Genomic DNA, 22,664 nt, shown 5'->3' on the forward strand with positions numbered 1-22,664 from the left:
TCCACTTGCCGGGGGATCATCGCTCTTCGTGATAGAAAAGCAATCTCAGATTAATTAAATGCGAGATCTTTAATCTCAGGTCGATAATCGACGCCGACGAAGCACAGCCCGTGGGCGGGGGCCATCGGGCCGCAGCGGCTGCGGTCGCGGGAGGCGAGGATGTCTGCGACGCCGGCCGTGTCGAGGCGGCCGCTGCCGGCGAGCATCAGCGTGCCGACCATGCTGCGGACCTGATGGTGCAGGAACGAGCGCGCGTCGGTCTCGACCACGATCTCCTCCATCGACCCCATCGGCCGGCGGGTCACGTCGAGGCGGTCGAGGGTGCGCATCGGGCTGTTGGCCTGGCACTCGGCGGCGCGGAAGGCGGTGAAGTCGTGCAGGCCGAGGAGGCTCTGCCCGGCCGCATGCATCGCCGCCGCATCGAGCGGCCAGGGCACGTGCCAGACCTGGCCGCGGGTGAAGGTCGGCGGGCTGCGCCGGTCGAGGATGCGGTAGCGATAGTGCCGGCGGATCGCCCAGTGCCGGGCGTTGAACGCCGGGTCGACGACCTCCGCCGAGAGAATCGAGACCGGGACCCGCTTCAGGTGCGCGTTCAGCGCGTCGCGCACCACGTCCGTCCGCCAATCCTTGGACAGGTCGAGATGGGCGACCTGATGCGTCGCGTGCACCCCGGAATCGGTCCGCCCGGCGCAGGTCAGCCCCTGCGTCTCGCCCGAGAACCGCGTCACCGCCGCCTCGATCGCGCCCTGCACGCTCGGATCCTCGGCCTGCCGTTGCCAGCCCCGGAACGGCGCGCCGTCGTACTCGATGACGAGCTTGTAGCGCGGCATCAGGCGGCCGGTTCGGTGCGGCGAGGGGCGGCGCCCTCCACGATCCCGGTCATACCAGGCGCGCCCCGGCTTCGAGCCGCGCGCCCCGCAAGAACTCCGCGCCGCTCGCGGTGCCGCCCTTGCCGGCGCGGCGGATTTCGAGAAGCCGCACGGCGCCCGAGCCGCAGGCGACCGTGCCCTCCGAGTCGAGCAGCGTCCCGGCGGCGGCGGAGCCGGGGGCGACCACGGCCCGCAGCACCTTCACCCGCTCCGCGCCCTTGCCGAGGTCGGCCTCGAAGAAGGCGCCGGGAAACCGGCTGAGACCGTTCACATGCGCCGCGACCGCCGCGGCATCCTGCGCCCAGTCGATCCGCGCCTCGTCGTTGCTGATCTTGCGAGCGTAGAGCACGCCGACCTCGTCCTGCGGCCGGAAGGTCAGGGTCCCGGCCTCGAGCGCCCGCAGAGCCCGCGCCATCAGGTCGGCGCCGAGCGGCATCAGGGCGTCGTGCAGGTCGCCGGTGGTCATGCCGGGCCGGATCGGGATGCGGTCTTCCAGCGCCACCGGCCCGGTGTCGAGCCCGGCTTCCATCCGCATCACGCCGACGCCGCTCGTCGCGTCACCCGCCATCACCGCGCGGTGGATCGGCGCCGCCCCGCGCCAGCGCGGCAGCAGCGAGCCGTGCAGGTTGAGGCAGCCGTGGCGCGGGATGTCGAGGATCGCCTGCGGCAGCAGCATGCCGTAGGCGACGACGACGGCGACGACGGCGCGATGCGCGGAGAAGGTCTCGGCGGCCTCTCGGTCCTTCAGGGTCGAGGGCGTCAGCACCGGAAGCCCGAGCCGGTCCGCCAGCGCGTGGACGGGGGAGGGGCGGAGCGCCATGCCGCGCCCGGCCTTGGCAGGCGCGCGGGTGTAGACCGCCGCGATCGTGTGGCCGTCCTCGGCCAGCCGCGCGAGCGTCGGCACCGCGAAGTCCGGGGTGCCCATGAAGACGACGCGCATGGTTGCTGTCCGCTCAGGCCGCGTCGCGCTTGGCCGCCTTGGTGAACTTCTTCACGATCCGGTCGCGCTTGAGCTTCGACAGGTGATCGATGAACAGCACGCCGTTGAGGTGGTCGATCTCGTGCTGGATGCAGGTCGCGAGCAGGCCCGCCGCCTCGATCTCCTGCACCGCTCCGTCGAGGTCGCGGAAGCGCACGCGCACCTTGTCGGGCCGCGCGACCTCGCCGTAGACCTCGGGGATCGACAGGCAGCCCTCGTCGTAGACGCGCGTCTCCTCCGAGGCCCAGACGATCTCGGGATCGAGGAACACCTGCGGGTTGCGTGACCCCTCCTCATTCGAGGTGTCGATCGTCACCACCCGCTTGGTCACGCCGATCTGGATCGCGGCGAGCCCGACGCCGGGGGCGTCGTACATCGTCTCCAGCATGTCCTCGGCGAGCGTGCGGATCTCCTTCGTCACGGGGCCGACCGGCTCCGACGGCAGACGCAGGCGCGCATCGGGCAGGATCACGAGGGGACGGATCGTCATGGCTCGACCGGGTGGCGGGGCAGGTGAGGGGACAGGCGTGTCGCCGGAATAGGATGCGGGGGGAGGGCGGTCAAATGACGTTGGCGCCCTCCACTTCGGTGCGATTCAGAACGCGGTTCGACTGCGGATCGCCGCGGTGAGCGTGCCCTCGTCGAGGTAGTCGAGCTCGCCGCCGACCGGCACGCCGTGGGCGAGCCGCGTCACCGTCAGGCCGAGCGCCTTGATCGCGTCGGTGACGTAGTGGGCCGTGGTCTGCCCGTCGACGGTGGCGTTCAGCGCGATGATGATCTCGGTCACCTCAGGGTTCGCCGCCCGCTCGGCGAGGCTGGCGATGTTGAGGTGCTCCGGCCGCACGCCGTCGAGGGCCGAGAGCACGCCGCCGAGCACGTGGTAGCGCGCCTGCACCGCGCCGGAGCGCTCCAGCGCCCACAGGTCCGACACGTCCTCGACCACCACCAGCACCGTCGGGTCGCGCTTCGGGTCGCTGCAGATCGTGCACGGGTCGCAGGTGTCGACGTTTCCGCATTCCCGGCAGACGACGATGCGCTCGACCGCGACCCGCATCGCGTCGGCGAGCGGCGCGAGCAGGGTGTCGCGCTTCTTGATGAGCTGCAGGGCGGCCCGCCGCGCGGAGCGGGGGCCGAGGCCCGGCATCCGGGCGAGCAGCTGGATCAGGCGCTCGATCTCGGGGCCGGCGACGGCTTGCGGCATGAAGGGTTCGATCGTCTCGGGACGGATGGGGGGCGTCCCCTCCGATACCCGCCTTCGCGCCCGGGTTGAAGGCGGCTTGCGGTCCCACGCGCCATGCGCGTCGCGATCGGCACCTTACAGGTGTGCCGAGGCCTGACAAAGCGGCCTCCGTCTGTCCTCCTCCCTCCCGGGTCCAGGTTGACGCGATTGCCTTGCCGCCTGATCCAGAACGGGCCGGGAGCGGCGAACCAGCGTGCGGCGGTCCTGTACGACCGCACGGACGCTCCCTTGATCCGGCGCCGCGCGGCCCGGACCAGCGACACGGCGCGAGCAGGGGCCCGGGAGAGAGACCATGAGCGACATCGGCGATCACAACGCGGCCCACGGCGCCGAGGCGATCGGCCTGCGCAACCTGAAGGCCGTGCACTGGAACCTAGAGGCCCCGCGCCTCTACGAGGAATCGCTGGCCCGCGGCGAGAGCCGCCTGGCGCGCGGCGGCGCGCTGGTGGCCACCACCGGCAGCCACACCGGTCGCTCGCCCAAGGACAAGTTCGTGGTCCGCGACGCGAGCACCGAGAACGAGATCTGGTGGGAGAACAACGGCGCGATCACGCCCGACCAGTTCGCCACCCTGCTCGCAGACTTCCAGGCCCACGCCGAAGGCCGCGAGCTGTTCGCGCAGGACCTCTACGGCGGCGCCGACGCAGGCTACCAAGTGAAGGCGCGGGTGTTCTCGGAATTCGCGTGGCACTCCCTGTTCATCCGCAACCTGCTGATCCGGCCAGCCCGCGCCGAGATCGCCGGGTACGTGCCGGACATGACGATCATCGACCTGCCGAGCTTCGAGGCCGACCCGGCCCGCCACGGCTGCCGCTCCAAGACCGTCATCGCCATCGATTTCACGCGCAAGATCGTGCTGATCGGCGGCTCGGCCTATGCCGGCGAGATGAAGAAGTCGGTCTTCACCTACCTGAACTACATCCTGCCGGGCGCGGGCGTGATGCCGATGCACTGCTCGGCCAACGCGGCGCTCGACGCCGAGGGCGGCTCGGCGATCTTCTTCGGGCTGTCGGGCACGGGCAAGACCACGCTCTCGAACGATTCCTCGCGCAAGCTGCTGGGCGACGACGAGCACGGCTGGAGCCCGGAGGGGATCTTCAACTTCGAGGGCGGCTGCTACGCCAAGACCATCCGCCTCTCGCGCAACGCCGAGCCCGAGATCTACGCCACCACCGAGCGCTTCGGCACGGTGATGGAAAACGTGGTGATCGACCCCGAGACGCGGATCCCCGACTTCGACGACGCCTCGCTCACCGAGAACACCCGCTGCGCCTACCCGCTCGACTTCATCGCCAACGCGAGCGACACCGGCCGCGCCGGGCACCCGAAGAACATCGTCATGCTCACCTGCGACGCGTTCGGGGTGATGCCGCCGATCGCCAAGCTCACCGGCGCGGAGGCGATGTACCACTTCCTCTCCGGCTACACCGCCAAGGTCGCGGGCACCGAGCGCGGCCTGACCGGGCCTGAGGCGACGTTCTCGACCTGCTTCGGCGCGCCGTTCATGCCGCGCCACCCGAGCACCTACGGCAACCTGCTGCGCGACCTCATCGCCCGGCACGACGTCGATTGCTGGCTCGTCAACACGGGCTGGACCGGCGGCGGCGTCGGCACCGGTCGGCGTATGCCGATCCGCGTCACCCGCCGGCTGCTCTCGGCGGTTCTCGACGGCTCCCTGTCGAAGACCGAGTTCCGCCGCGACCCGTATTTCGGCTTCGCGGTGCCGGTCTCGGTGCCCGGCGTCGAGCCGCACATCCTCCAGCCGGTCAAGACCTGGGCCAACAAGGCCGCCTTCGCCGAGACCGCGAACCGCCTCGTCGGCATGTTCAAGGAGAACTTCAAGCGCTTCGAGCAGCACGTCGACGACGACGTGCGCGCGGCCGAGCCGAACGCGCAGGCGATGGCGGCCTGAGGTCGGGTCGGGCGGCTCCGTTCGGGGTCGCCCACCCATCCAAACCCGTCATTCCGGAGCTGCGCAGCAGAGCCCGGAATCCAGAGCCGCGACGGGTCCAGGGGCGGCGCCGGAGCTTGCGATCCGGCGAACGCGGCGGCTCTGGCTTCCGGGCTCGCCTTCGGCGACCCGGAATGACGGCGCGGGGGGCGAGGGCGCCTCAGCCTGGCCTGCGCTCGGACAGGAACGTCTTCATCCGCTCCAGCGCGCGCAAGATGTTCTCCCCCGAGTTGGCGTAGGAGAGGCGGATGTAGCCTTCGCCGTGGACGCCGAAATCCGGACCGCCGATGACGGCGACGCCGGCTTGCTCAAGCAGCGACGAGGCCAGGGCCTTGGCCTTCCAGCCGGTGCGGCTCACGTTCGGGAAGGCGTAGAACGCGCCCTTCGGCACGATGCAGGACACGTCCGGCAGGTCGTTGAGGCCGTCGACCACGATCGTGCGGCGCCGATCGAATTCGGCGACCATCTCGGCCACGCAGTCCTGCGACCCGTCCAGCGCGGCGATGCCGGCCCACTGGGTCGCGGCGTTGACGCAGGAATGGGCGTTGACCGCGAGCTTGCGCGCCGCCTCGTAGAGCGGCTTCGGCCAGACCGACCAGCCGAGCCGCCAGCCCGTCATCGCGTACGTCTTCGACGCGCCGTCGAGGTAGATCAGCCGGTCGCGAATCTGTTCGTACCTGAGCAGCGAGTGATGCGCCTCGCCATCGTAGGTCATGGTGCCGTAGATCTCGTCCGACAGGATCGCGACGTCGGGATGGTCGGCGAGACCCTTCGCTAGGGCGTCGATCTCGGCCTTCGGCGTCACGCCGCCCGTGGGGTTCGCCGGCGAGTTGACGATGAGCAGCCGGGTCCGCGGCGTGATCAGCGCAAGGGTCTCCTCGGCCGAGAACGCGAAGCCGTTGGCCTCGCGGATCGGCACCGGCACAGGCGTCGCGCCGGTGAACTCGATCATCGAACGGTAGATCGGGAAACCGGGGTCCGGGTAGAGGATCTCGGCTCCGGGCTCGCCGAACATCAGGATCGCCATGAACATGGTGACCTTGCCCCCGGGCACGATCATCACGCTCTCAGGCGACACCTCGACGCCGTGGCGCCGGTGGATGTCGCGGGACACCGCCTCGCGCAGGGGCAGGATGCCGGTGGCCGGCGTGTAGCCGTGGTGCCCGTCGCGCAGCGCCTGGATGCCGGCCTCGACGACGTGGGCCGGGGTCGGCATGTCGGGCTGGCCGATTCCGAGGTTGATGACGTCGCGTCCCTGAGCGGCGAGCGCGTTGGCACGGGCCAGCACCGCGAAGGCGTTCTCCTCGCCGATGCGTCCGAAGGCCGGAACGATCTGCATCATGGAAACGTCCTCCCGGTTCGCACGGCCGGGCCGTCGAACGTCCGGCCGACCCGCCCCTTACTGAACGGAGCGTCCCGCGTGCACGGAGCGTGCCGCGGCGGGCGAGGCGATCAGTGCTTCGAGCGCTCGGCGAGCTTGCTCGCGCCGAACGACAGCGCGACGGCGATGGCGCCGAGGATCACGAAGGTCTTCACCGAGGCGTAGAACAGGGCCGGCTCGATGCCGGTGTCGGTGTAGAGCACGAGACCGATCGCGGCGAGCGGCAGCGAGATCAGGATGAAGAGCGGAACGAGCGGGTTCATGAACGGCACTCAGGTCGTGCGGGGCGGCGAAGCAACCCACGCGCTTGGACGGATCGCCCGTCCATAGCACCCCGGCGTGGCCGTGGGGACACCCGCCGCACCGTTTTTTTGCCGCGCATCGGGCCGAACCAGCCGCCGGCCTCAGGCCGGCACCCGCACCGTCGCGCGTAAGCCGCCGAGCGGGCTGTCGTGGAGCGAGACGTCGCCGCCATGCGCGCGGGCGATGTCGCGGGCGATCGACAGGCCGAGCCCGGAGCCGCCCGCATCCTGGCGCGCGTCGTCGAGGCGCACGAACGGCTTGAACACCTCCTCGCGGCTTTCGACCGCGATGCCCGGGCCGTCGTCGTCGATCGAAACGAAGAACGCCCGCGCCTCGGCCCGGCCGGAGATCGCCACCGTCTCGCCATAGCGGGCGGCGTTGGCGGCGAGGTTGAACAGGCAGCGCCGAAACGCGTCCGGCCGCACGGTGACGGAGGGCGACCCGGCGAGCTCGAAATCCGAGACCTGGGCGCCCAGGCGTTCCACGTCGGTGCGCAGGTCCTCGAGCAGGGCGCGCATGTCGGTGGGCGCCGCGTTCTCCGCCGAATCGCCACGGGCGAAGGCGAGGTAGCCCTCCAACATGCGGCTCATCTCGTCGACGTCGCGCGAGAGCTCGTCGATCTCCGGGCTCTGGTCGATCAGAGCGAGGGAGAGCCGGAACCGGGTGATGATCGTGCGCAGGTCGTGGCTCACGCCGTTGAGCATCGTCGTACGTTGCTCCATCGCGCGCTCGATGCGGCGCTTCATCTCGATGAAGGCGTGGCCGGCCTGCCGGACCTCGCGGGCGCCGCGGGGGCGGAACTCGATCTCGCGGCCCTTGCCGAACCCCTCCGCCACCGCGGCGAGCCGCAGGATCGGCTTGATCTGGTTGCGCAGGAACAGGATCGCGACGCCGAGCAGCACCATCGACGAGCCGATCATCCACACCAGGAAGATGTGCGAGTTCGAGGCGTAGGCCTGGGAGCGGCGCGCGGTGATGCGCATCACCCCGTCGGGAATCGCGACGCGAATCTCGATCAGGTTCGATCGGCCGACGGTGTCGATCCAGAACGGGCGGCCGATCTGGCGCTTCAGCTCGTCCGACAGCGCCTCGTCGAGGATCGAGAAGAACGGCCGCGGCCCGGGCGGCGGGATCTTGGCGCCCTTCAGGATGTCGAGGTCGAGGTTCAGCCGCTCGCCGGCGATGCGCGAGAGTGTCTCGGCGTCCTTGTCCTGGGGGTAGACCTCGTAGATGTCGATCAGCGCCGCGACGTCGGCCGTGACGGCGGAAGACAGGCGCTTGGTCACCAGCTGCCAGTGCCGCTCCATGAAGGTGTAGGCGATCACCGATTGCAGCAGCACCACCGGCGCGATGATGATGATCAGCGACCGGGCGTAGAGGCCCTTCGGCAGCAGGTCGCCGACGGCGCGCGAGACCCGCTTCCACAGGGTCCGCGGGTTAGCCAGCCGGCGCGAGGCCGAGCGGCGCGCGGGCGCGAGGTCCGGCGCGTTCACGGCGCGCGCCTGTCGGTGGCGAAGGATGTCGGGGCCGGCGGAAGGCGGCGCATCGGGCGGGGGTCCGGGCGAGGCCCCGGGATCGGGACGTCTCGGCCTTATGCCACCCCCGACGCGGCGCTCCAATGCGCGCCTGGTCCCGCGGTCGATCAGGTCGCGGGCGCCGGGCAGCACGAGGCCGCGGTCAGCCCGTCCTCGCGGACCTCGTGGGTGCCGGCCTCGGTGCTGCGGATGCGATAGCCCGGCGCGCCGGCATCGGCCGGCAGCAGGCCGATCACCTCGAAGATGCGGTTGCCGTTGCGGGCCGCCGCGAGGTCGCGGCGGCGGACGAGTTGTCCGAGATGAAACTTGTGGCCCATGTCGTGCCCTCCCACGCTCGCGCTCCCTTACGCATCGCGGGGCGGCTTCGGTTTCGCCTCGGGGATCGGGGATCGCGAGAGCGAGAGGATCGTCCGCTGCGGACGCCCGGACTTCTGGGCGATGTCCTCGTCCTGCGCCGAGATCACCTCGCGAGCCGGATCGTCGCCGTCGAGGCCGCCGAGGATTTCCATCGGGACGCGGCGGTTGGAGGCCTGCGAACCGTCCTCGTAGACCACGTCGAACAGCACGGAGCCCCGCTCCTGCGGCCTTTGCCTGGTGCGCTTACTCATTGCCTGCTTGGGGTTGGGGCCGACGTGAAACGCCGCCCGGGGATGGAACGGCTCCCGGTCCGGAGACGGGGCACGAAACGCCGACCGGTCCGTCCCGCAAGAGCCGCGTGCGGCCGGCAGACGAGGCCGTGGCCGGCACGGAGCGTGAGATGGCGCAGGATCGGGCGTTTGGCAACGCACGGCACGCCCGCGCGCCCTGCAGACGTCGCGCAGACGTGACTCGCTGGCGGTGGTGTCGGTCTGATCAGCCGGCGAGGGACAGCTCGCTCTCGGTCGCGGCGCGCTCGCCGGCCGAGGACTTGATCCGGTAGCCCGGCTCGCCGGTGCGGTCCTCGGGCATCAGGCGGACGATCTCGCAGAGCAGGCCCGACGCGTCGTCCTTCACGGAGCCGAAGCCGCCGCGCGACTGACGGACACGCTGGCCGAGCTTGAACTTGTGGGACATCGAACATCACTCCTGGTCGCCGCGACGCCGGGTATCGAACCCGGGACGGGCGCGACGGATGCGGAGACGGATTCGGCTAGGGCTGGGGGCGCCGGCCCGAACGCCCGCGGGGTGAACCGCTGGCGAAAGGGCCGTCGCCGGGTTTCGGCTCGGCGAGCCGGTCTCGGTCTTACTTGCGGGCGCGGAGCTTGCGGGCGGCGAAGCGGGCGTCGCGCGCCTCCTTCTGCTCGGCGGCGAGGGCGGCCTGGCGCTCGGCCTTCTCGGCGGCGATGCGCAGCACCTCGGCGGCCTCGAACTCGCGCTGGGCCTTCGCCTCGGCGATCCGCTGGACCTCGGCGGCGAGCCGGGCGGCCTCGCGCTCCTTGTTGCGCTCCTCGCGGGCCTCGATCACGGCCTGGCGCTCGGCCTGGCGGGCGACCACGGCGGGATCGTCGGCGGCCGGCCGCGAACGATAGCGCGCCAGCATCGCTTCCCGCGCCTTCGCAGCGGTCTCGAGCCGGTCGGAGAACTGGTTGTCCTTGGATTGATTCACACAAGATCCTTATGCGCCACCGGCCCCATGCCGGATGCGGTCAGACGGGTCGGACCGAGGCGCACAGGTCGTCGCCTGCAGGGCTCGGCGGTGGTCGGCCCCCAGCGCTTGGCTGAAGGCGGTCCGCGGCGAGGTCGCCTCGCCGCGATTCGGTCGCGCCGTTCAGAAACGCGCGAAGCCGTCCCGGGTGGGACGGCTTCGACAACGATCCGAGGCTAACTCGGGTTCAGGCGGCCTGGAGGCTGCCGGCGGACTGCTTGCCGCTGCGACGGTCGGTCTCCATCTCGTAGGAGATCTTCTGGCCCTCGGTCAGGCCGCGCATGCCAGCGCGCTCGACAGCCGAGATGTGCACGAAGACGTCCTTGCCGCCGTCATCCGGCTGGATGAAGCCGAAGCCCTTCTGATCGTTGAACCACTTGACGGTGCCGGTGCTCATAGAAAATTCCGTATCTTATCAGGCGTCATAAGCCGACCGGCGCATGTGAATCAGGCGCCAGATCGCTAATCGTCGAATTGTGGGAGAAAACAGAGCGCGCGCCCATTACGGGCGGAGCGGCCGGATATCTGGCCAGAAGTCGATGTTGTACTTTTTGCACACCCCGCGACATTTTGCAAACACCGACCGGCACGAACACGAAAGCGTGCCCGGCCGAGCGAATTCGCCGCCGCTCGAACCCGCGGCGCGTCGCCCGCGAATCCTCGGAGCGATCACGCGAAAGCGTGCTAGGTTGAAGCCATGCCCGCCACGCGCTCGTGCGGACGGTCTCTTCCTTCGAGGTGGACATGGCGCGCACCCCCGAGACCGGTGATTCCTCGGTCGTCTCGATGGCGGAGTACGACAAGCGCGCCAAGCGCATCGCCGGGAACACCGGCGCGATCGCCGAGGACCTGAAGAAGAGCCGCCAGGCGACGAGCCTGCGCCTGATCGAGACCGCCGAGCGCAAGGCCTCGACCCCGCGCCTGACGCTCGTCGAATCGGGCGACGAGCCGGCTGGCGCGGAGTAGGGCGCCGGAGCATCGTCGAGCGAGGCGGATGCCGGCTCGCGTGGAGACGATGCGACCGCACGGGTGATGCACTACGCGCCGGCCAGGCTCCGGCGCGCGCGGCGGCGCTGCAGGAGGAGGCTGGCGGCGAGCGCCGTGCCGATCACCAGCGCCGAGACCGCCGTCGTCAGGCTTCCCAGCGCATAGATCTCCGGCGTCGTCACCGTGGTGGTGAGCCCCTGGAGTTCGAGCGGCAGGGAGTTGCGCCCGCCGATCGCCTGGCTGGTGCGGGCGAGTTCGTCGAAGGACAGGGTGAAACCGAACAGCGCGACGCCGACCAGTGCGGGGGCCAGGATCGGCACCACGACGTGGCGCAGCGTCTGCGCCCCGGTCGCGCCGAGGTCGCGCGCCGCCTCCTCGTAGGCCGGATCGAACCGGTTGAAGACCGCGAACATGATCAGCAGGCCGAAGGGCAGCGTCCAGGTCAGGTGAGCGCCGAGCGCCGAGCTGTAGAGCCCCATCGCGGTGCCGTGGTCCTGCAGCCAGCCCCAGCCTGTGGCGGCGGCCAGCGCGTTGATCGCGTCGTCGACCAGCCGGAACTCGAGGCCGATCCCGAGGGAGACCACGATCGAGGGCACGATCAGGCTCGCCACCGCGATGGCGAAGAGCGCGTTGGCGCCGCGAAAGCCCTTGCGGAAGGCGAGGCCCGCGAAGAACGCCAGCACGACGGTGAGCACCATCACCACGAAGCCGAGCCGGAGCGAGCGCCCGAACGCCGCCCAGATGTCGACGATGCCGCCGCCGGCCCAGAGCTTGCCGAACCAGTGCGTCGAGACGCCGTTCATCGGGAAGGTCAGCCCGCCCTGCGGACCCTGGAAGCTCAGCGCCAGGATCGTCAGGGTCGGGCCGTAGAGGAACAGCACGTAGAGCGCGAAGAACGCGGCCAGCGCGGCGAAGGCCAGGCCTCGGGGGCGGTCGCTCACGGCTACAGCTCCTTGCGCAGGTCGATCACCCGGGTCAGCCCGAGGATCATCATCAGCACGGCAGCCAGCAGCACCACGGCGTTGGCGGCCGCCGCCGGGAATTGCAGGTACGACATCTGGACCTGGATCACCTTGCCCACGGAGGCGATCTGCTGCCCGCCCATCACGCCCACCGTGACGAAGTCGCCCATCACCAGGGTCAGCACGAAGATCGTGCCGATGGCGATGCCCGGCTTGCACAGGGGGACGACGACGCTCCACAGGGTCTGCCAGCCGGTGGCGCCCGCATCGTAGGCCGCCTCGATCAGCGACCGGTCGATCCGCGCCATGCTGTTGAAGATCGGCACGATCATGAACACCGTGTAGAGGTGGACGAAGGCCAGCGTCACCGAGAAGTCGGAATACAGCAGCCCTTCGATCGGCCGCTCGATCACCCCGAGGCTGCGGAGCGTGTCGTTGACGAGGCCGTTGCGCCCGAGCAGCGGGATCCACGAGATCATGCGGATCACGTTCGAGGTCCAGAACGGGATCGTGCACAGCAGGAACAGCGCCATCTGCACCGTGCGCGAGCGAACGTGGAAGGCGAGGAAGTACGCCACCGGGAACCCGACCATCAGCGTGAAGGCCAGCGTCAGCGCGCAGAACTTCAGGGTCGAGAGGTAGGTCCGCACCGTCGTGCATGGGTCGGCGAGGTTGCCGCACCCCTCGAACACGTCGCGGTAGTTCTGCAGCGTGAAGGCCGGGATGATCTCGTATTCGTTGTACTCCCAGAAGCTGACCATCAGCGTCAGCAGCAGCGGGATCGCGAGGAAGACCACGAACACCAGCGCCATCGGCGCCGCCTGGAGGTAGGGCAGGCGCCGGCGCGGGCGGGCGGGCGTCTCGGTTTGCTCCGTCTTCGCCGGGGCGTCGGCAAGCGCGGGAAGCGCCACGTCGCTCATTGCGAGACCTCCGACCGATGGAGCGCGCGCTCTTCCCTCCCCCCTCTGCGGGGGGAGGGAAGCGGCGTCGCGGATATGGAAAGAACCCGCGTCACGCCGCGATGAACTCGTTCCACTTGCGGACCATGTAGGTGTTCTCGTCCATCACCGCGTTCCAGCACGCCACCGCGCCCATGCGGGCCTCGAAGGAGCCGCCGTCGCGGGTGGCGCCGGCCTTTTCGAGCAGGCCGCCGTCGGGGCCGTGGATGTCCTTCTCGGCCGGCTTGCCCTCCATCCAGTAGGCCCACTCGTAGGGCTCCATCTGGGTCTTGGCGGTCTCGGGAACGGCGGAATAGTAGCCCTGGCGGTTGAGGTAGGCGCCGGCCCAGCCCGAGAGGAACCAGTTGACGAAGTCGTAGGCCGCATCGAGCTTGCGGCCGGTCAGCGTCTTCGGCAGGCCGAAGCCGGTGGCCCAGGCGCGGTAGCCTTCCTTCAGCGGCTGGTAGGTGCAGGCGACGCCCTGCGTCCGCACCTTGGTCACGGCGGGCGACCACATCGACTGGATCACCGTCTCGCCCGACGCCATCAGGTTCACGGATTCGTTGAAGTCCTGCCAGAAGGCGCGGAACTGGCCGGCGCGCTTGGCCTCGATCAGGAGCTTGATCGTGCGGTCGATCTCCGCCTTCGTCATGTTGCCCTTGTCGCCGTAGGTGTAGTCGCCGGTCGCCTCCACCACCATCGCCGCGTCCATGATGCCGATGGAGGGGATGTTGAGGATCGAGGCGCGTCCCTTGAACTCGGGATTCAGGAGCTCCCTCCAGCTGGTGATCGGGCGCTTGATCAGGTCGGGGCGGATGCCCAAGGTGTCGGCGTTGTAGGTGGTCGGGATCAGGGTGATCCACTCCGTCGGCGACGAGGCGAAGGTCTTGCCGGTCTGGCCTTCAAGGTAGAACACCTTCTTCGGCGCGGTGCCCTGGTCGCCGATCGCCTTGCCGGCGATCTCGCCCTTGGTGAAGATCGGCGTGATCTTGTCCGCGTTCTTGATCCGGCGCGCATCCATGCCGAGGATGTTGCCCGAGGGGACGATCTTCTTCAGGCTGAAGAACTCGGTGTCGATCAGATCGAACGAGTTCGGCTGCGTCACCGCCCGCTTGGTGACCTCGTCGGTGACGACCGGGATGTACTCGATCGTGATCCCGAGATCCTCCTTCACCTTGCGGGCGATGTCGCCGGACTGGTTCACGGCGGTGCCGAGATAGCGCAGCGTCACCGGCTCGGCGGCGTGGACGGCGGGAAACCCGGTGATCGGCCCGGCCGCGAGCACGGTGCCTGCCCCCTGGAGCAGCGTGCGCCGCGTGAACTTGATGCCGTTGGTCATCCGCGTGCTTTCCTTAGTCTATGTTGAGCGGTCGCGTCAGGCGTCGAGGCGGTGGGCGGCGTCCGGGTCCCAGCCGAGCGCGACCCGGTCGCCCGGCGCCAGCGGGCGGTCAGCGAAGGTGGCGTCGTCGAGGACCGCGCTCAGGCCGCCCGGCTCGGTCATCCCGTCCGCCTCGAGCGCCACCTGCACGCTGGCGCCCTGGTATTCGACGGCCAGCACGCGGGCCTGCACCGCGCCCGCGCCGGCCTCGGCCCCGAGCCGCATCCGGTCGGCCCGCACCGCGACCTTGCCCTCGGGCAGGGCGATGACGTTGTGGCCGCCGATGAAGCGGGCGACGAAGGCCGAGGCCGGGCGCTCGAAAACGGTCCGCGGGTCGCCCGCCTGCTCGATCTTGCCGCCGTTCATCACCACCACGAGGTCGGACAGCGCCATCGCCTCCTCCTGGCTGTGGGTGACGTGGATGAAGGTGAGCCCGAGTTCCGCCTGGATGCGCTTCAGCTCCACCCGCATCCGCACCCGCAGGAACGGGTCGAGGGCCGAGAGCGGCTCGTCGAGGAGCAGCACCTTCGGGCCGGTGACCAGCGCGCGGGCCAGCGCCACGCGCTGCTGCTGCCCGCCGGAGAGTTGCGCCGGCAGGCGGTCCGCGAGGTGGCCCATCTGCACGAGGTCGAGCATCGCGTCGGCCTTCGTGCGGCGCTCGGCCTTGGCGACCCCGCGCATGCGAAGCGAGAACGCGACGTTGTCGCGGCAGGTGAGGTGCGGGAACAGCGCGTAGCTCTGGAACATCATCGCGGTGCCGCGCTCGGACGGCGGCGCGTCGCCGACGGCGCGCGGGCCGATCACCACCGCGCCGGAGCTGACCGCCTCGTGGCCGCCGATCATCCGCAGGGTCGTGGTCTTGCCGCAGCCGGACGGCCCGAGCAGGCAGCAATAGGCGCCCGACGGGATCTTGAGGTCGATCGCGTCGACGGCGGGCGTCGAGCCGTAGCGCTTCGTCAGCTGGATCAACTCGACGTTCATGCGGGTCCTTCGGTCGGCACGCCCTTCGCGAAAACCGGGGAGCAAGCCGCGGGCCATCACGGGCGCGGCGGCGTCGTAAAAGCGATGCCCGGCCCGTCGCACCGGGCTCCGGCGCATGGAGGCGATGCCCTGCCCGCAGGCGGGCCGGCGCCGGCATGCTTGTGGAGCCGGTCGCTTCGGTCTAACCCTCGCTCCCTCGGACACCCTGCCCGAACACCCTGGATGCGAGACGGCCGGAGACGGCGCGTCGGTCAGCGCCCTCCGCACGCGCGGTGGGTCCGCCGGAGTCCCACGAGTCCCATGCATGTCCCCCGCAGCGACGCCTACGTCCCTCCGAAAACGCCCGGCGCCCGGGTCCTCGTGGTCGAGGCGCGCTTCTACGACGGCCTGTCCGACGACCTGCTCGCCGGGGCGCTCGGCGCCGTCGCGGCGGCGGAGGCCCACGCCACGGTCGCGACCGTGCCGGGCGCGCTGGAGATTCCCGCGACCGTCGCGATCCTGCTCGAGGCGGCCGAGGCGGCCGGCACGCCCTACGACGCCGTCGTGGCGCTCGGCTGCGTCATCCGCGGCGAGACCGGGCATTACGACATCGTCGCAGGCGAGAGCGCGCGGGCCCTGATGGACCTGTCGGTGCGCCTGCGCCTGCCGCTCGGCAACGGCATCCTGACCGTGGAGAACGAGGCGCAGGCCCACGCCCGCGCCCGCGTCTCCGAGATGAACAAGGGCGGCGGCGCGGCCGAGGCTGCCCTCGCGGTGCTCGCGCTCAAGCGCGCGGCCGCCGTCGCACGAGAGCCTGAACCCGCATGACCAAGATCAACCCGCGCACCGGCGCCCGGCTCTCCGTCGTGCAGGCGCTCTACGACATGGAGATTTCCGGCAAGGGCGTCCTCGACGCGCTCGCCGAGTTCGAGACCTTCTGGCTCGGCAAGGAGATCGACGGCGTGGTGCATCCGCCGGCCGAGACCGCCTTCTTCCGCGACCTGCTGCGCGGCGTCGTGGAGGAGCAGCGCGCGATCGATCCGCAGATCGACCAGGCCCTGAGCCAGGGCTGGCCGCTGAAGCGCATCGAGGTCGTGCTGCGCGCCATCCTGCGCGCCGGCACCTACGAGCTGATGTTCCGCCGCGACGTGCCGGCCCGCGCCGCGATCTCGGAATACGTCGACGTGGCCCACAGCTTCTACACCGGCGACGAGCCGGGCATGGTCAACGCCGTGCTCGACAAGGTCGCGCGCCAGACCCGCGCGGCGGAGCTGGCCGGCGCCAAGCAGGGGTGAGCGGCCGGGCGGGCGATCAGGTGATTTCCTCGCGCCCCACCGAGGAGGCGCTGATCGCGCGCTACTTCGCCCCGCTCGCCGGCCCCGGCGCCGACGGCTTGCGCGACGACGCGGCGAGCCTCGCGCCGAGCCCCGGCCACGACCTCGTGCTGACGGCGGACGCGATCGTCTCCGGCATCCACTACTTCCCCGACGACCCGCCGGAATCGCTCGCCCGCAAGGCGCTCGGGGTGAACCTCTCCGACATCGCCGCCAAGGGCGCCGTCCCGCGCGGCTTCCTGCTCACCCTCGCCCTGCCGGCGGACTGGACCGAAGCTTGGCTGGCGCGCTTCGCCGAAGGGCTCGGGCAGGCGAGCCGGGCGTCCGGCTGCCCGCTGCTCGGCGGAGACACGGTGAAATCCGGCGGCCCGCCCTTGATCGGCGTCACCGCGATCGGCGAAGTCCCCACCGGGCGCATCGTGCGCCGCGCCACCGCGCGGGTCGGCGACAGGATCTGCGTCAGCGGTACCATCGGCGACGCAGCGCTCGGCTTGCGGATGCGGCTCGATCCCGATGCCGGCTGGGTCCGCGCGCTCGATGCGCCGGCGCGCGCGCACCTCGCCGACCGCTACCTGCACCCGCAAGCCCGCCTGGGCCTCGCCGACGCGGTCCTGCGCTTCGCGACCGCTTCGATGGACGTGTCGGACGGGTTGGCCGGCGACCTCGCCAAGATGCTGGCCGGCGCCGGCGCGACGGCCGAGATCGACGCAGCGGCGGTGCCGCTGTCCCCGGCGGCCACCCGCGCCATCGCGAGCCGGACGGACCTGTTCGACGTCGCCGTCACCGGCGGCGACGACTACGAGATCCTGTGCACCGTGGCCCCCGATTCCTGCGACGCGTTCCGCGCCGCGGCGGCTGCGGCCGGCGTGCCGGTCTCGGTCGTCGGCACCGTCGGATCAGGCAGCGGACTACCCGGCTTTCGCGATGCCGAGGGCGCCGCGCGCGTTTTCGCGGCGGGCGCGTTCAGCCATTTCTGAAAACGCCTCGGAGATCGTCCGGACTTTGGCGGGCGCGGTCGGCGCGACGGCCACGGGCGGATGGCCGAGCTGGCGCCGCACGTCGTCGATCAGGTGCGTCGCGACGATCGGGGTCCAGCGCGCGAGGTCGGCCTCCTGCACCGCAGCGCCGCCGCGCTCGTCCGCGTCGCTCTGCGCCGGAACCGAGAGCGAGCGCTGCAGCACCTGAAGCAGGGCGTCGTGCAGCGCCGGCGGTTGCATGCTCACGCGCTCCGCAATGAGGAACTGCACGGCGCCCGTCAGCACGTCGATCGTCGCCGCGAGCTTCGCCACCTGATCGCTGCTCATCGTAAAGCACTCTCTCCCTCAATGCAACCAAGAGTAGTAATGCTTGTGGTTAATGCAGGGTTAACGCTGTGCTGAAGCTGCGATCGGCATCCGGGATCGCCAGCCGCCATCGCCTCCACGGCCCAACGACCGGCGACCAGCGCCCTTCCGAAGAACAGAATTCAAAAGTCTATGCTGCAGCGCAGCAAGATCTCTAGGCGCCGATCGAAAGTCGCGTTTGCGCTCGACCGCGAAGTTTGGCAATCAAGTCTGGCACTTCTGCGAAGGAATGCCGAATCCGAGCCGATCGAGGGGACCCTGAGGGTTCGGCTCGACGACGACCAAGCCGACGCCACGCATCACGAGAACCAAGCATCACGAAAACAAGGGACGGGTGCATGACCGCTTTGCTGCTGATCATCCTGGGCGGGCTATGCGCCGTCGCCTACGGAATCGTGACGATCAACGACGTGATCAAACGCGACGCCGGCACGCAGCGGATGCAGGAGATCGCCGCCGCGATCGCCGAGGGCGCGCAGGCCTACCTCAAGCGCCAATACGCCACCATCGGCCTCGTCGGCATCGTGCTCTTCGCAGCGCTCGCCTTCTTCCTCGGAATCAAGGTGGCGGTCGGCTTCCTGATCGGCGCGGTTCTGTCGGGAGCTGCCGGATTCATCGGCATGAATGTCTCGGTGCGCGCCAACGTGCGCACGGCGCAGGCGGCCTCGACCTCGCTCGGCGGCGGCCTCGAGGTCGCGTTCAAGTCCGGCGCCGTCACCGGCATGCTGGTCGCGGGCCTCGCGCTGCTCGGCGTCGCCTTCTACTACCTCTACCTCACCCGCGGGGCGGGCCTCGCGCCGGCCAGCCGCGAAGTCATCGACGCCCTGGTGGCGCTCGGCTTCGGCGCCTCGCTGATCTCGATCTTCGCGCGGCTGGGCGGCGGCATCTTCACCAAGGGCGCCGACGTCGGCGGCGACCTCGTCGGCAAGGTCGAGGCCGGGATCCCGGAGGACGACCCGCGCAACCCGGCCACCATCGCCGACAACGTCGGCGACAACGTCGGCGATTGCGCCGGCATGGCCGCCGACCTGTTCGAGACCTACGCCGTCACGGTCGTCGCCACGATGGTGCTCGCCGCGATCTTCTTCGGCGGCCAGGTCGACGTCGCGGGCCGCAACGTGCTCGAAGCGATGATGATCTATCCGCTGGCCATCGGCTCGTCCTGCATCCTCACCTCGATCGCCGGCACCTACGCCGTGCGGCTCGGGGCCAACCAGTCGATCATGGGGGCGCTGTACAAGGGCCTGATCACCGCGGGCGTGCTGTCGATCGTGGCGATCGCGGCGGTGAACTTCGCCCTGTTCGGCGGCCTGTCCACCAGCTTCACCACCTCCACCGGCGTCAGCTTCACCTCGGGCGGGCTGCTGGGCTGCGCGGTGATCGGCCTCGTGATCACCGCGCTGATCGTGGTGATCACCGAATACTACACCGGCACCAACTTCAGGCCGGTGAAGTCGATCGCCGACGCCTCGGTCACCGGCCACGGCACCAACGTGATCCAGGGCTTGGCCGTCTCTCTCGAATCGACGGCGCTTCCGGCGCTGGTCATCGTCGGCGGCATCATCTCCACCTACGCGCTCGCCGGCCTGTTCGGCATCGCGATCGCGGTCACGGCGATGCTGGCGCTGGCCGGCTTCATCGTGGCGCTCGACGCCTTCGGCCCGGTCACCGACAACGCCGGCGGCATCGCCGAGATGGCGGGGCTGCCCTCCGAGGTCCGGCGCTCGACCGACGCCCTCGACGCCGTCGGCAACACCACCAAGGCCGTCACCAAGGGCTACGCCATCGGCTCGGCGGGCCTCGGCGCGCTGGTGCTGTTTGCCGCCTACACCTCCGACCTCGACTACTTTATCGCCAACGCCAGCGACACGCAGTACCGCTTCTTCAAGGGCGTCACGGTCGATTTCTCGCTGTCCAACCCCTACGTCGTGGTCGGGCTGCTGCTCGGCGGGCTGATCCCGTTCCTGTTCGCCGGCATGGCGATGACGGCGGTGGGGCGTGCCGCGGGCGCCGTGGTCGAGGAGGTCCGCCGCCAGTTCCGCGAGAAGCCGGGCATCATGGCCGGCACCGACCGGCCGGATTACGGCCGCGCCGTCGATATGCTGACCCGCGCCGCGATCCGCGAGATGATCGTGCCGTCGCTGTTGCCGGTGCTGATGCCGATCGTGCTGTTCTTCGCGATCCAGCTCGTCGCCGGCAAGTCGCAGGCCTTCGCCACGGTGGGCGCGAGCCTGCTCGGCGTCATCCTCACCGGCCTCTACGTCGCGATCTCGATGACCTCGGGCGGCGGCGCCTGGGACAACGCCAAGAAGTACATCGAGGACGGGCACCACGGCGGCAAGGGCTCCGACGCCCACAAGGCGGCGGTCACCGGCGACACCGTCGGCGACCCCTACAAGGACACCGCCGGCCCGGCGGTGAACCCGGCGATCAAGATCACCAACATCATCGCGCTGCTGCTGTTGGCGATCCTGGCGCACGCGTGAGGCGTGTCGATTCCCTCCCCTTCTGCGGGGGAGGGAAGGGCACCGTTCAACCGACCTTCCCGATCACTTCGCACCGGAACGCGCCGTAGGCGCCGCGGGCGAGGCGGTCGGCCAGGGCCGGGAGGAACAGGGCGGCTTCCTCGGCGAGCCGCCAGGGCGGGTTGACCACGATCAGGCCGTTGCCGGTGAGCCGCGTGTCGTCGGGCCGATCGATCATCAGGTCGAGGCGGAGCGCCGGGCGGACGAGGGCGCCGTCGAGCACGCCCGCCATACGATCGACGGCGGCGAGGTTCTTGATCGGATACCACGCCAGGAACACGCCGGTCGGCCACTTCGCCACCGCCTTGGCGAGGTGCGCGCCGAGGCGGTCGATCTCGCCCGGCACCTCGTAGGGCGGGTCGATCAGGACGAGGCCGCGGCGCTCGGGCGGCGGGATCATCGCGTTCAGCGCGGTCCAGCCGTCGAGGTGGAGCACCTTGGTGCGGGCGTGTTCGTTGAAGCGCTCGCGCAGCACCGCATGGTCGGCGGGATGGAGCTCGACGAAGACGCCCTGGTCCTCGGCGCGCAGGAACTCGCGGATCAGCGCCGGCGAGCCGGGATAGGTCGTGGCACCGTGGCGCGCCCGGACCGCGGCGACGGCGGCGCGATAGGGCGTCAGCAGGTCCTCGACCGCTTCCGGGAACGGATCGTCGAGACGGCCCCAGCCGTCCAGCCATTCGGCGGTGCGGCCGGCCTCGTCGGCGGTGAGGTCGTAGAAGCCGAGGCCCGCATGGGTGTCGACGGCGCGGAAGGGAGCGGGCTTCAGGCAAAGGTGCGCGAGCACCCGCGTCAGCACGAGGTGCTTGAGCACGTCCGCGAAGTTGCCGGCATGGAAGGCGTGGCGATAGTTCATGTCCGCTGATCAAGCGGATCGCGCGGCCCGGGTCCAGCCGTCCGGCGCGGATTTCACCGCGAGGATCAGCGCGCGGCGCCGACCGTGATCTCGGGCGAGCGGCAATTGCCGCGCGCGACCTCCGGGCAGGAGGCGAAGCCGCGCAGGTCCTTGGTGAAGCAGATCCGCACCTCCTGCAGCTGCCCGCGGGCGCAGGACACCGCCATCATGTCCGGCCGCAGACCCTGGTTCGCGGTCACGAACTGCCGGGCGATCTCGATCGGCGCCAGGCGGCGCTCGGAGCCCGAGGTCTTGAGGTCGTCGGGAATCGTCACCGCCAGGCGTGCGGTCCGCGCGGCGTTGAAGTAGGCGGTCGGGTCGAGGCCGGAGCAGGTGCCGTGCTTGCGCCACTCGTAGCGGGCCAGCCCCTCGCTCGGGTAGACTTGGCCGGCCACCTCCATCGCCTGCGGGGTCGGCGAGCGCTGCACGGCCGAGCAGTTCTGCGGATAGCCGCGGGTGTATTGCGGCCACAGCCCGTGCACCACGAAGCCGAGGCCGCGCCCGGCCGCGCATTGGCGGTCGTCGCGCTGGCCGGCGGTCTCGCAATAGGTCGGCGACCAGGACAGGGCCAGGACGTAGAAGTCGAAGCTGCCGGGCGCGTCGTTGCCGCGGCCGTAGCCGCCGTAATCCTGAGCCTGCGCGCCTGCCGTGAGGAGGCCGGCCGTCAAGGCGGCGGAGCGGGCAGCCGCGATTGCGAGGCCGGCACGCCTCACGGGCGTGCCATGCGGCAGGCGGTGGCGTAGGCGTAGCTCAGGTCGCGGTCGAGGCCGTGGACGCAGAACTCGACGCCCCAGGTCGCGCCGATGATGCCGAGGCTCTCACGCACGGAATAGTCGACCTTGCGGCGGACGCCGTCCGAGGTGGTGGCGGTCGCGCTGCAGAACCGGCGCGGGATGTAGTCGAGGCCCCAGGGCCGCCACGCCGTCCGCTCGATCGTGTCGTAGGACACGATCGTCAGGGACGAGTTCCAGAACTTCGCCTCCTTCTCGGCGAACTGCGTCGAGACCTTCTCCAGCACGCCCGCATCCTGGCAGGCCGGGATGTTCGCGTCGAACGGGAAGGCGCGCTCCTCGGAGGGCTCGATGTCCTCCCGCGCCGAGCGCGCGAAGGCCGGCTGGAGGCAGCCGGCGAGGATGAGGCCGACGCCGACGGCGACCGAGAGAGCGTTCGAGCGCATGGCGGGTGCTTTCCGCGAGGTGTCCTGCATCCGGCGACGTTGGCCCGGGGCACGCTCAAGTCAAGCCGGACGACCTTGGCGGCCACGCTTTCGCGATCCGGTGGGGCGCGCGAGGCACACTCGTCGCTTCCTCGGCGCTTAGTAGATCGGCCCCGACGACAGCCCGGGGGCGGCCAGCGAAAGCGGCTCCTCGAATCCGCCCGCGTCTTCGCCGGGCAGCGCCGCCGCGACGCGCGGGGCGGGTCGTGCCGGCATCGGGCGCGGTGCGGGCGCCGAGGCGTAGGCC

Annotated in this window: 26 protein-coding genes; 6 read left to right on the forward strand and 20 right to left on the reverse strand. The window is 70.4% G+C overall.

Features of this window, described 5'->3' with window-relative positions; translation table 11 throughout:
- Positions 1–50 precede the first annotated feature (50 nt).
- The 4 genes from truA to recR all read right to left on the reverse strand — a co-directional run bounded on the left by truA (position 51) and on the right by recR (position 3,049).
- Complete coding sequence (truA, locus tag FV229_RS07200) at positions 51–830, reverse strand: tRNA pseudouridine(38-40) synthase TruA (protein ID WP_147751307.1); 780 nt, start codon at positions 828–830, stop codon at positions 51–53.
- Positions 831–879: 49 nt separating this feature from the next.
- Positions 880–1,809 (reverse strand): methionyl-tRNA formyltransferase, encoded by a 930-nt coding sequence (gene fmt, locus FV229_RS07205; protein ID WP_147751308.1) that lies wholly within the window; start codon positions 1,807–1,809, stop codon positions 880–882.
- A 13-nt stretch (positions 1,810–1,822) separates the two neighbouring features.
- Positions 1,823–2,338, reverse strand: coding sequence for a peptide deformylase (locus FV229_RS07210; RefSeq protein ID WP_147751309.1), 516 nt, complete (start codon positions 2,336–2,338; stop codon positions 1,823–1,825).
- A gap of 105 nt (positions 2,339–2,443) precedes the next feature.
- On the reverse strand, positions 2,444–3,049 hold the full coding sequence (gene recR / locus FV229_RS07215) for a recombination mediator RecR (RefSeq protein ID WP_147751310.1): 606 nt from the start codon (positions 3,047–3,049) through the stop codon (positions 2,444–2,446).
- A 331-nt stretch (positions 3,050–3,380) separates the two neighbouring features.
- Here recR and FV229_RS07220 point away from each other — a divergent pair, with 331 nt between their 5' ends.
- Positions 3,381–5,000, forward strand: coding sequence for a phosphoenolpyruvate carboxykinase (locus tag FV229_RS07220; RefSeq protein ID WP_147751311.1), 1,620 nt, complete (start codon positions 3,381–3,383; stop codon positions 4,998–5,000).
- A gap of 199 nt (positions 5,001–5,199) precedes the next feature.
- Here the strand turns inward: FV229_RS07220 and FV229_RS07225 are convergent, their stop codons facing one another.
- The 8 genes from FV229_RS07225 to FV229_RS07260 all read right to left on the reverse strand — a co-directional run bounded on the left by FV229_RS07225 (position 5,200) and on the right by FV229_RS07260 (position 10,279).
- Positions 5,200–6,381, reverse strand: coding sequence for a pyridoxal phosphate-dependent aminotransferase (locus tag FV229_RS07225; protein ID WP_147751312.1), 1,182 nt, complete (start codon positions 6,379–6,381; stop codon positions 5,200–5,202).
- A 110-nt stretch (positions 6,382–6,491) separates the two neighbouring features.
- The gene (locus FV229_RS07230) at positions 6,492–6,683 is read right to left on the reverse strand and encodes a hypothetical protein (protein WP_147751313.1); all 192 of its coding nucleotides are present in this window, start codon (positions 6,681–6,683) and stop codon (positions 6,492–6,494) included.
- 141 nt (positions 6,684–6,824) lie between these two features.
- A complete protein-coding gene (locus FV229_RS07235; RefSeq protein WP_238270865.1) occupies positions 6,825–8,168 on the reverse strand; it encodes an ATP-binding protein in 1,344 nt (447 codons plus the stop codon).
- A gap of 197 nt (positions 8,169–8,365) precedes the next feature.
- Positions 8,366–8,575 (reverse strand): hypothetical protein, encoded by a 210-nt coding sequence (locus tag FV229_RS07240; RefSeq protein WP_147751315.1) that lies wholly within the window; start codon positions 8,573–8,575, stop codon positions 8,366–8,368.
- Positions 8,576–8,602: 27 nt separating this feature from the next.
- Positions 8,603–8,866, reverse strand: coding sequence for a hypothetical protein (locus tag FV229_RS07245; protein ID WP_147751316.1), 264 nt, complete (start codon positions 8,864–8,866; stop codon positions 8,603–8,605).
- 244 nt (positions 8,867–9,110) lie between these two features.
- Positions 9,111–9,311 carry a hypothetical protein gene (locus tag FV229_RS07250; RefSeq protein ID WP_147751317.1) on the reverse strand — a complete coding sequence of 67 codons (201 nt, stop codon included), beginning with the start codon at positions 9,309–9,311 and terminating at the stop codon, positions 9,111–9,113.
- Positions 9,312–9,480: 169 nt separating this feature from the next.
- On the reverse strand, positions 9,481–9,843 hold the full coding sequence (locus FV229_RS07255) for a DUF6481 family protein (RefSeq protein ID WP_147751318.1): 363 nt from the start codon (positions 9,841–9,843) through the stop codon (positions 9,481–9,483).
- A gap of 226 nt (positions 9,844–10,069) precedes the next feature.
- Positions 10,070–10,279, reverse strand: a complete 210-nt coding sequence (locus FV229_RS07260) for a cold-shock protein (RefSeq protein ID WP_147726903.1) — start codon at positions 10,277–10,279, stop codon at positions 10,070–10,072.
- 347 nt (positions 10,280–10,626) lie between these two features.
- On the opposite strand from FV229_RS07260, the gene FV229_RS07265 reads away from it, so the two are divergent.
- The gene (locus FV229_RS07265) at positions 10,627–10,848 is read left to right on the forward strand and encodes a hypothetical protein (protein WP_147751319.1); all 222 of its coding nucleotides are present in this window, start codon (positions 10,627–10,629) and stop codon (positions 10,846–10,848) included.
- Between the two features lie 71 nt (positions 10,849–10,919).
- Here FV229_RS07265 and FV229_RS07270 read toward each other — a convergent pair whose 3' ends face one another.
- The 4 genes from FV229_RS07270 to FV229_RS07285 all read right to left on the reverse strand — a co-directional run bounded on the left by FV229_RS07270 (position 10,920) and on the right by FV229_RS07285 (position 15,128).
- On the reverse strand, positions 10,920–11,810 hold the full coding sequence (locus FV229_RS07270) for an ABC transporter permease (protein WP_147751320.1): 891 nt from the start codon (positions 11,808–11,810) through the stop codon (positions 10,920–10,922).
- 2 nt (positions 11,811–11,812) lie between these two features.
- Positions 11,813–12,751 carry an ABC transporter permease gene (locus FV229_RS07275; RefSeq protein WP_147751321.1) on the reverse strand — a complete coding sequence of 313 codons (939 nt, stop codon included), beginning with the start codon at positions 12,749–12,751 and terminating at the stop codon, positions 11,813–11,815.
- A 91-nt stretch (positions 12,752–12,842) separates the two neighbouring features.
- Positions 12,843–14,108 (reverse strand): extracellular solute-binding protein, encoded by a 1,266-nt coding sequence (locus FV229_RS07280; RefSeq protein ID WP_147751322.1) that lies wholly within the window; start codon positions 14,106–14,108, stop codon positions 12,843–12,845.
- A gap of 36 nt (positions 14,109–14,144) precedes the next feature.
- Entirely contained in the window at positions 14,145–15,128 is a 984-nt protein-coding gene (locus FV229_RS07285) for an ABC transporter ATP-binding protein (protein ID WP_147751323.1), read from the reverse strand.
- Between the two features lie 300 nt (positions 15,129–15,428).
- Here FV229_RS07285 and ribH point away from each other — a divergent pair, with 300 nt between their 5' ends.
- Genes ribH through thiL form a run of 3 tightly spaced genes read left to right on the forward strand, consistent with a single transcriptional unit; the run spans position 15,429 to position 17,418 of the window.
- Positions 15,429–15,935 (forward strand): 6,7-dimethyl-8-ribityllumazine synthase, encoded by a 507-nt coding sequence (gene ribH, locus FV229_RS07290; protein ID WP_147751324.1) that lies wholly within the window; start codon positions 15,429–15,431, stop codon positions 15,933–15,935.
- Positions 15,932–16,402 (forward strand): transcription antitermination factor NusB, encoded by a 471-nt coding sequence (gene nusB, locus FV229_RS07295; RefSeq protein ID WP_147751325.1) that lies wholly within the window; start codon positions 15,932–15,934, stop codon positions 16,400–16,402. Before ribH ends, nusB begins: the two co-directional genes overlap by 4 nt.
- 23 nt (positions 16,403–16,425) lie before the next feature.
- Positions 16,426–17,418, forward strand: coding sequence for a thiamine-phosphate kinase (thiL, locus tag FV229_RS07300; RefSeq protein WP_147751330.1), 993 nt, complete (start codon positions 16,426–16,428; stop codon positions 17,416–17,418).
- Here the strand turns inward: thiL and FV229_RS07305 are convergent.
- On the reverse strand, positions 17,350–17,745 hold the full coding sequence (locus FV229_RS07305; protein WP_147751326.1) for a hypothetical protein: 396 nt from the start codon (positions 17,743–17,745) through the stop codon (positions 17,350–17,352). The genes thiL and FV229_RS07305 overlap by 69 nt on opposite strands.
- Positions 17,746–18,122: 377 nt before the next feature.
- On the opposite strand from FV229_RS07305, the gene FV229_RS07310 reads away from it, so the two are divergent.
- Positions 18,123–20,270, forward strand: a complete 2,148-nt coding sequence (locus tag FV229_RS07310) for a sodium-translocating pyrophosphatase (RefSeq protein ID WP_147751327.1) — start codon at positions 18,123–18,125, stop codon at positions 20,268–20,270.
- Between the two features lie 46 nt (positions 20,271–20,316).
- Here FV229_RS07310 and rlmJ read toward each other — a convergent pair whose 3' ends face one another.
- The 3 genes from rlmJ to FV229_RS07325 form a co-directional block, all read right to left on the reverse strand.
- Positions 20,317–21,162 carry a 23S rRNA (adenine(2030)-N(6))-methyltransferase RlmJ gene (gene rlmJ / locus FV229_RS07315; protein ID WP_147751328.1) on the reverse strand — a complete coding sequence of 282 codons (846 nt, stop codon included), beginning with the start codon at positions 21,160–21,162 and terminating at the stop codon, positions 20,317–20,319.
- Positions 21,163–21,227: 65 nt separating this feature from the next.
- Positions 21,228–21,869 carry a ribonuclease T2 gene (locus tag FV229_RS07320; RefSeq protein ID WP_238270755.1) on the reverse strand — a complete coding sequence of 214 codons (642 nt, stop codon included), beginning with the start codon at positions 21,867–21,869 and terminating at the stop codon, positions 21,228–21,230.
- 41 nt (positions 21,870–21,910) lie between these two features.
- Positions 21,911–22,378: a hypothetical protein gene (locus tag FV229_RS07325; protein ID WP_147751329.1), complete on the reverse strand. Its 468-nt coding sequence runs from the start codon at positions 22,376–22,378 to the stop codon at positions 21,911–21,913.
- Positions 22,379–22,664: the final 286 nt, after the last annotated feature.

Source organism: Methylobacterium sp. WL120 (assembly GCF_008039465.1).
Classification (GTDB): Bacteria; Pseudomonadota; Alphaproteobacteria; order Rhizobiales; family Beijerinckiaceae; genus Methylobacterium; species Methylobacterium cerastii.

What these genes read in the sequence shown, in the direction of transcription:
- ribH (WP_147751324.1), top strand. Translation starts at nt 15,429, where the DNA reads ATGCATGTCCCCCGCAGCGACGCCTACGTCCCTCCGAAAACGCCCGGC.
- truA (WP_147751307.1), bottom strand. Translation starts at nt 830, where the DNA reads ATGCCGCGCTACAAGCTCGTCATCGAGTACGACGGCGCGCCGTTCCGG.
- FV229_RS07285 (WP_147751323.1), bottom strand. Translation starts at nt 15,128, where the DNA reads ATGAACGTCGAGTTGATCCAGCTGACGAAGCGCTACGGCTCGACGCCC.
- FV229_RS07265 (WP_147751319.1), top strand. Translation starts at nt 10,627, where the DNA reads ATGGCGCGCACCCCCGAGACCGGTGATTCCTCGGTCGTCTCGATGGCG.
- FV229_RS07225 (WP_147751312.1), bottom strand. Translation starts at nt 6,381, where the DNA reads ATGATGCAGATCGTTCCGGCCTTCGGACGCATCGGCGAGGAGAACGCC.
- FV229_RS07210 (WP_147751309.1), bottom strand. Translation starts at nt 2,338, where the DNA reads ATGACGATCCGTCCCCTCGTGATCCTGCCCGATGCGCGCCTGCGTCTG.
- FV229_RS07240 (WP_147751315.1), bottom strand. Translation starts at nt 8,575, where the DNA reads ATGGGCCACAAGTTTCATCTCGGACAACTCGTCCGCCGCCGCGACCTC.
- FV229_RS07310 (WP_147751327.1), top strand. Translation starts at nt 18,123, where the DNA reads ATGACCGCTTTGCTGCTGATCATCCTGGGCGGGCTATGCGCCGTCGCC.
- FV229_RS07280 (WP_147751322.1), bottom strand. Translation starts at nt 14,108, where the DNA reads ATGACCAACGGCATCAAGTTCACGCGGCGCACGCTGCTCCAGGGGGCA.
- FV229_RS07325 (WP_147751329.1), bottom strand. Translation starts at nt 22,378, where the DNA reads ATGCGCTCGAACGCTCTCTCGGTCGCCGTCGGCGTCGGCCTCATCCTC.
- nusB (WP_147751325.1), top strand. Translation starts at nt 15,932, where the DNA reads ATGACCAAGATCAACCCGCGCACCGGCGCCCGGCTCTCCGTCGTGCAG.
- FV229_RS07220 (WP_147751311.1), top strand. Translation starts at nt 3,381, where the DNA reads ATGAGCGACATCGGCGATCACAACGCGGCCCACGGCGCCGAGGCGATC.
- rlmJ (WP_147751328.1), bottom strand. Translation starts at nt 21,162, where the DNA reads ATGAACTATCGCCACGCCTTCCATGCCGGCAACTTCGCGGACGTGCTC.
- recR (WP_147751310.1), bottom strand. Translation starts at nt 3,049, where the DNA reads ATGCCGCAAGCCGTCGCCGGCCCCGAGATCGAGCGCCTGATCCAGCTG.
- FV229_RS07275 (WP_147751321.1), bottom strand. Translation starts at nt 12,751, where the DNA reads ATGAGCGACGTGGCGCTTCCCGCGCTTGCCGACGCCCCGGCGAAGACG.
- FV229_RS07305 (WP_147751326.1), bottom strand. Translation starts at nt 17,745, where the DNA reads ATGAGCAGCGATCAGGTGGCGAAGCTCGCGGCGACGATCGACGTGCTG.
- FV229_RS07260 (WP_147726903.1), bottom strand. Translation starts at nt 10,279, where the DNA reads ATGAGCACCGGCACCGTCAAGTGGTTCAACGATCAGAAGGGCTTCGGC.
- FV229_RS07250 (WP_147751317.1), bottom strand. Translation starts at nt 9,311, where the DNA reads ATGTCCCACAAGTTCAAGCTCGGCCAGCGTGTCCGTCAGTCGCGCGGC.
- fmt (WP_147751308.1), bottom strand. Translation starts at nt 1,809, where the DNA reads ATGCGCGTCGTCTTCATGGGCACCCCGGACTTCGCGGTGCCGACGCTC.
- FV229_RS07230 (WP_147751313.1), bottom strand. Translation starts at nt 6,683, where the DNA reads ATGAACCCGCTCGTTCCGCTCTTCATCCTGATCTCGCTGCCGCTCGCC.
- FV229_RS07245 (WP_147751316.1), bottom strand. Translation starts at nt 8,866, where the DNA reads ATGAGTAAGCGCACCAGGCAAAGGCCGCAGGAGCGGGGCTCCGTGCTG.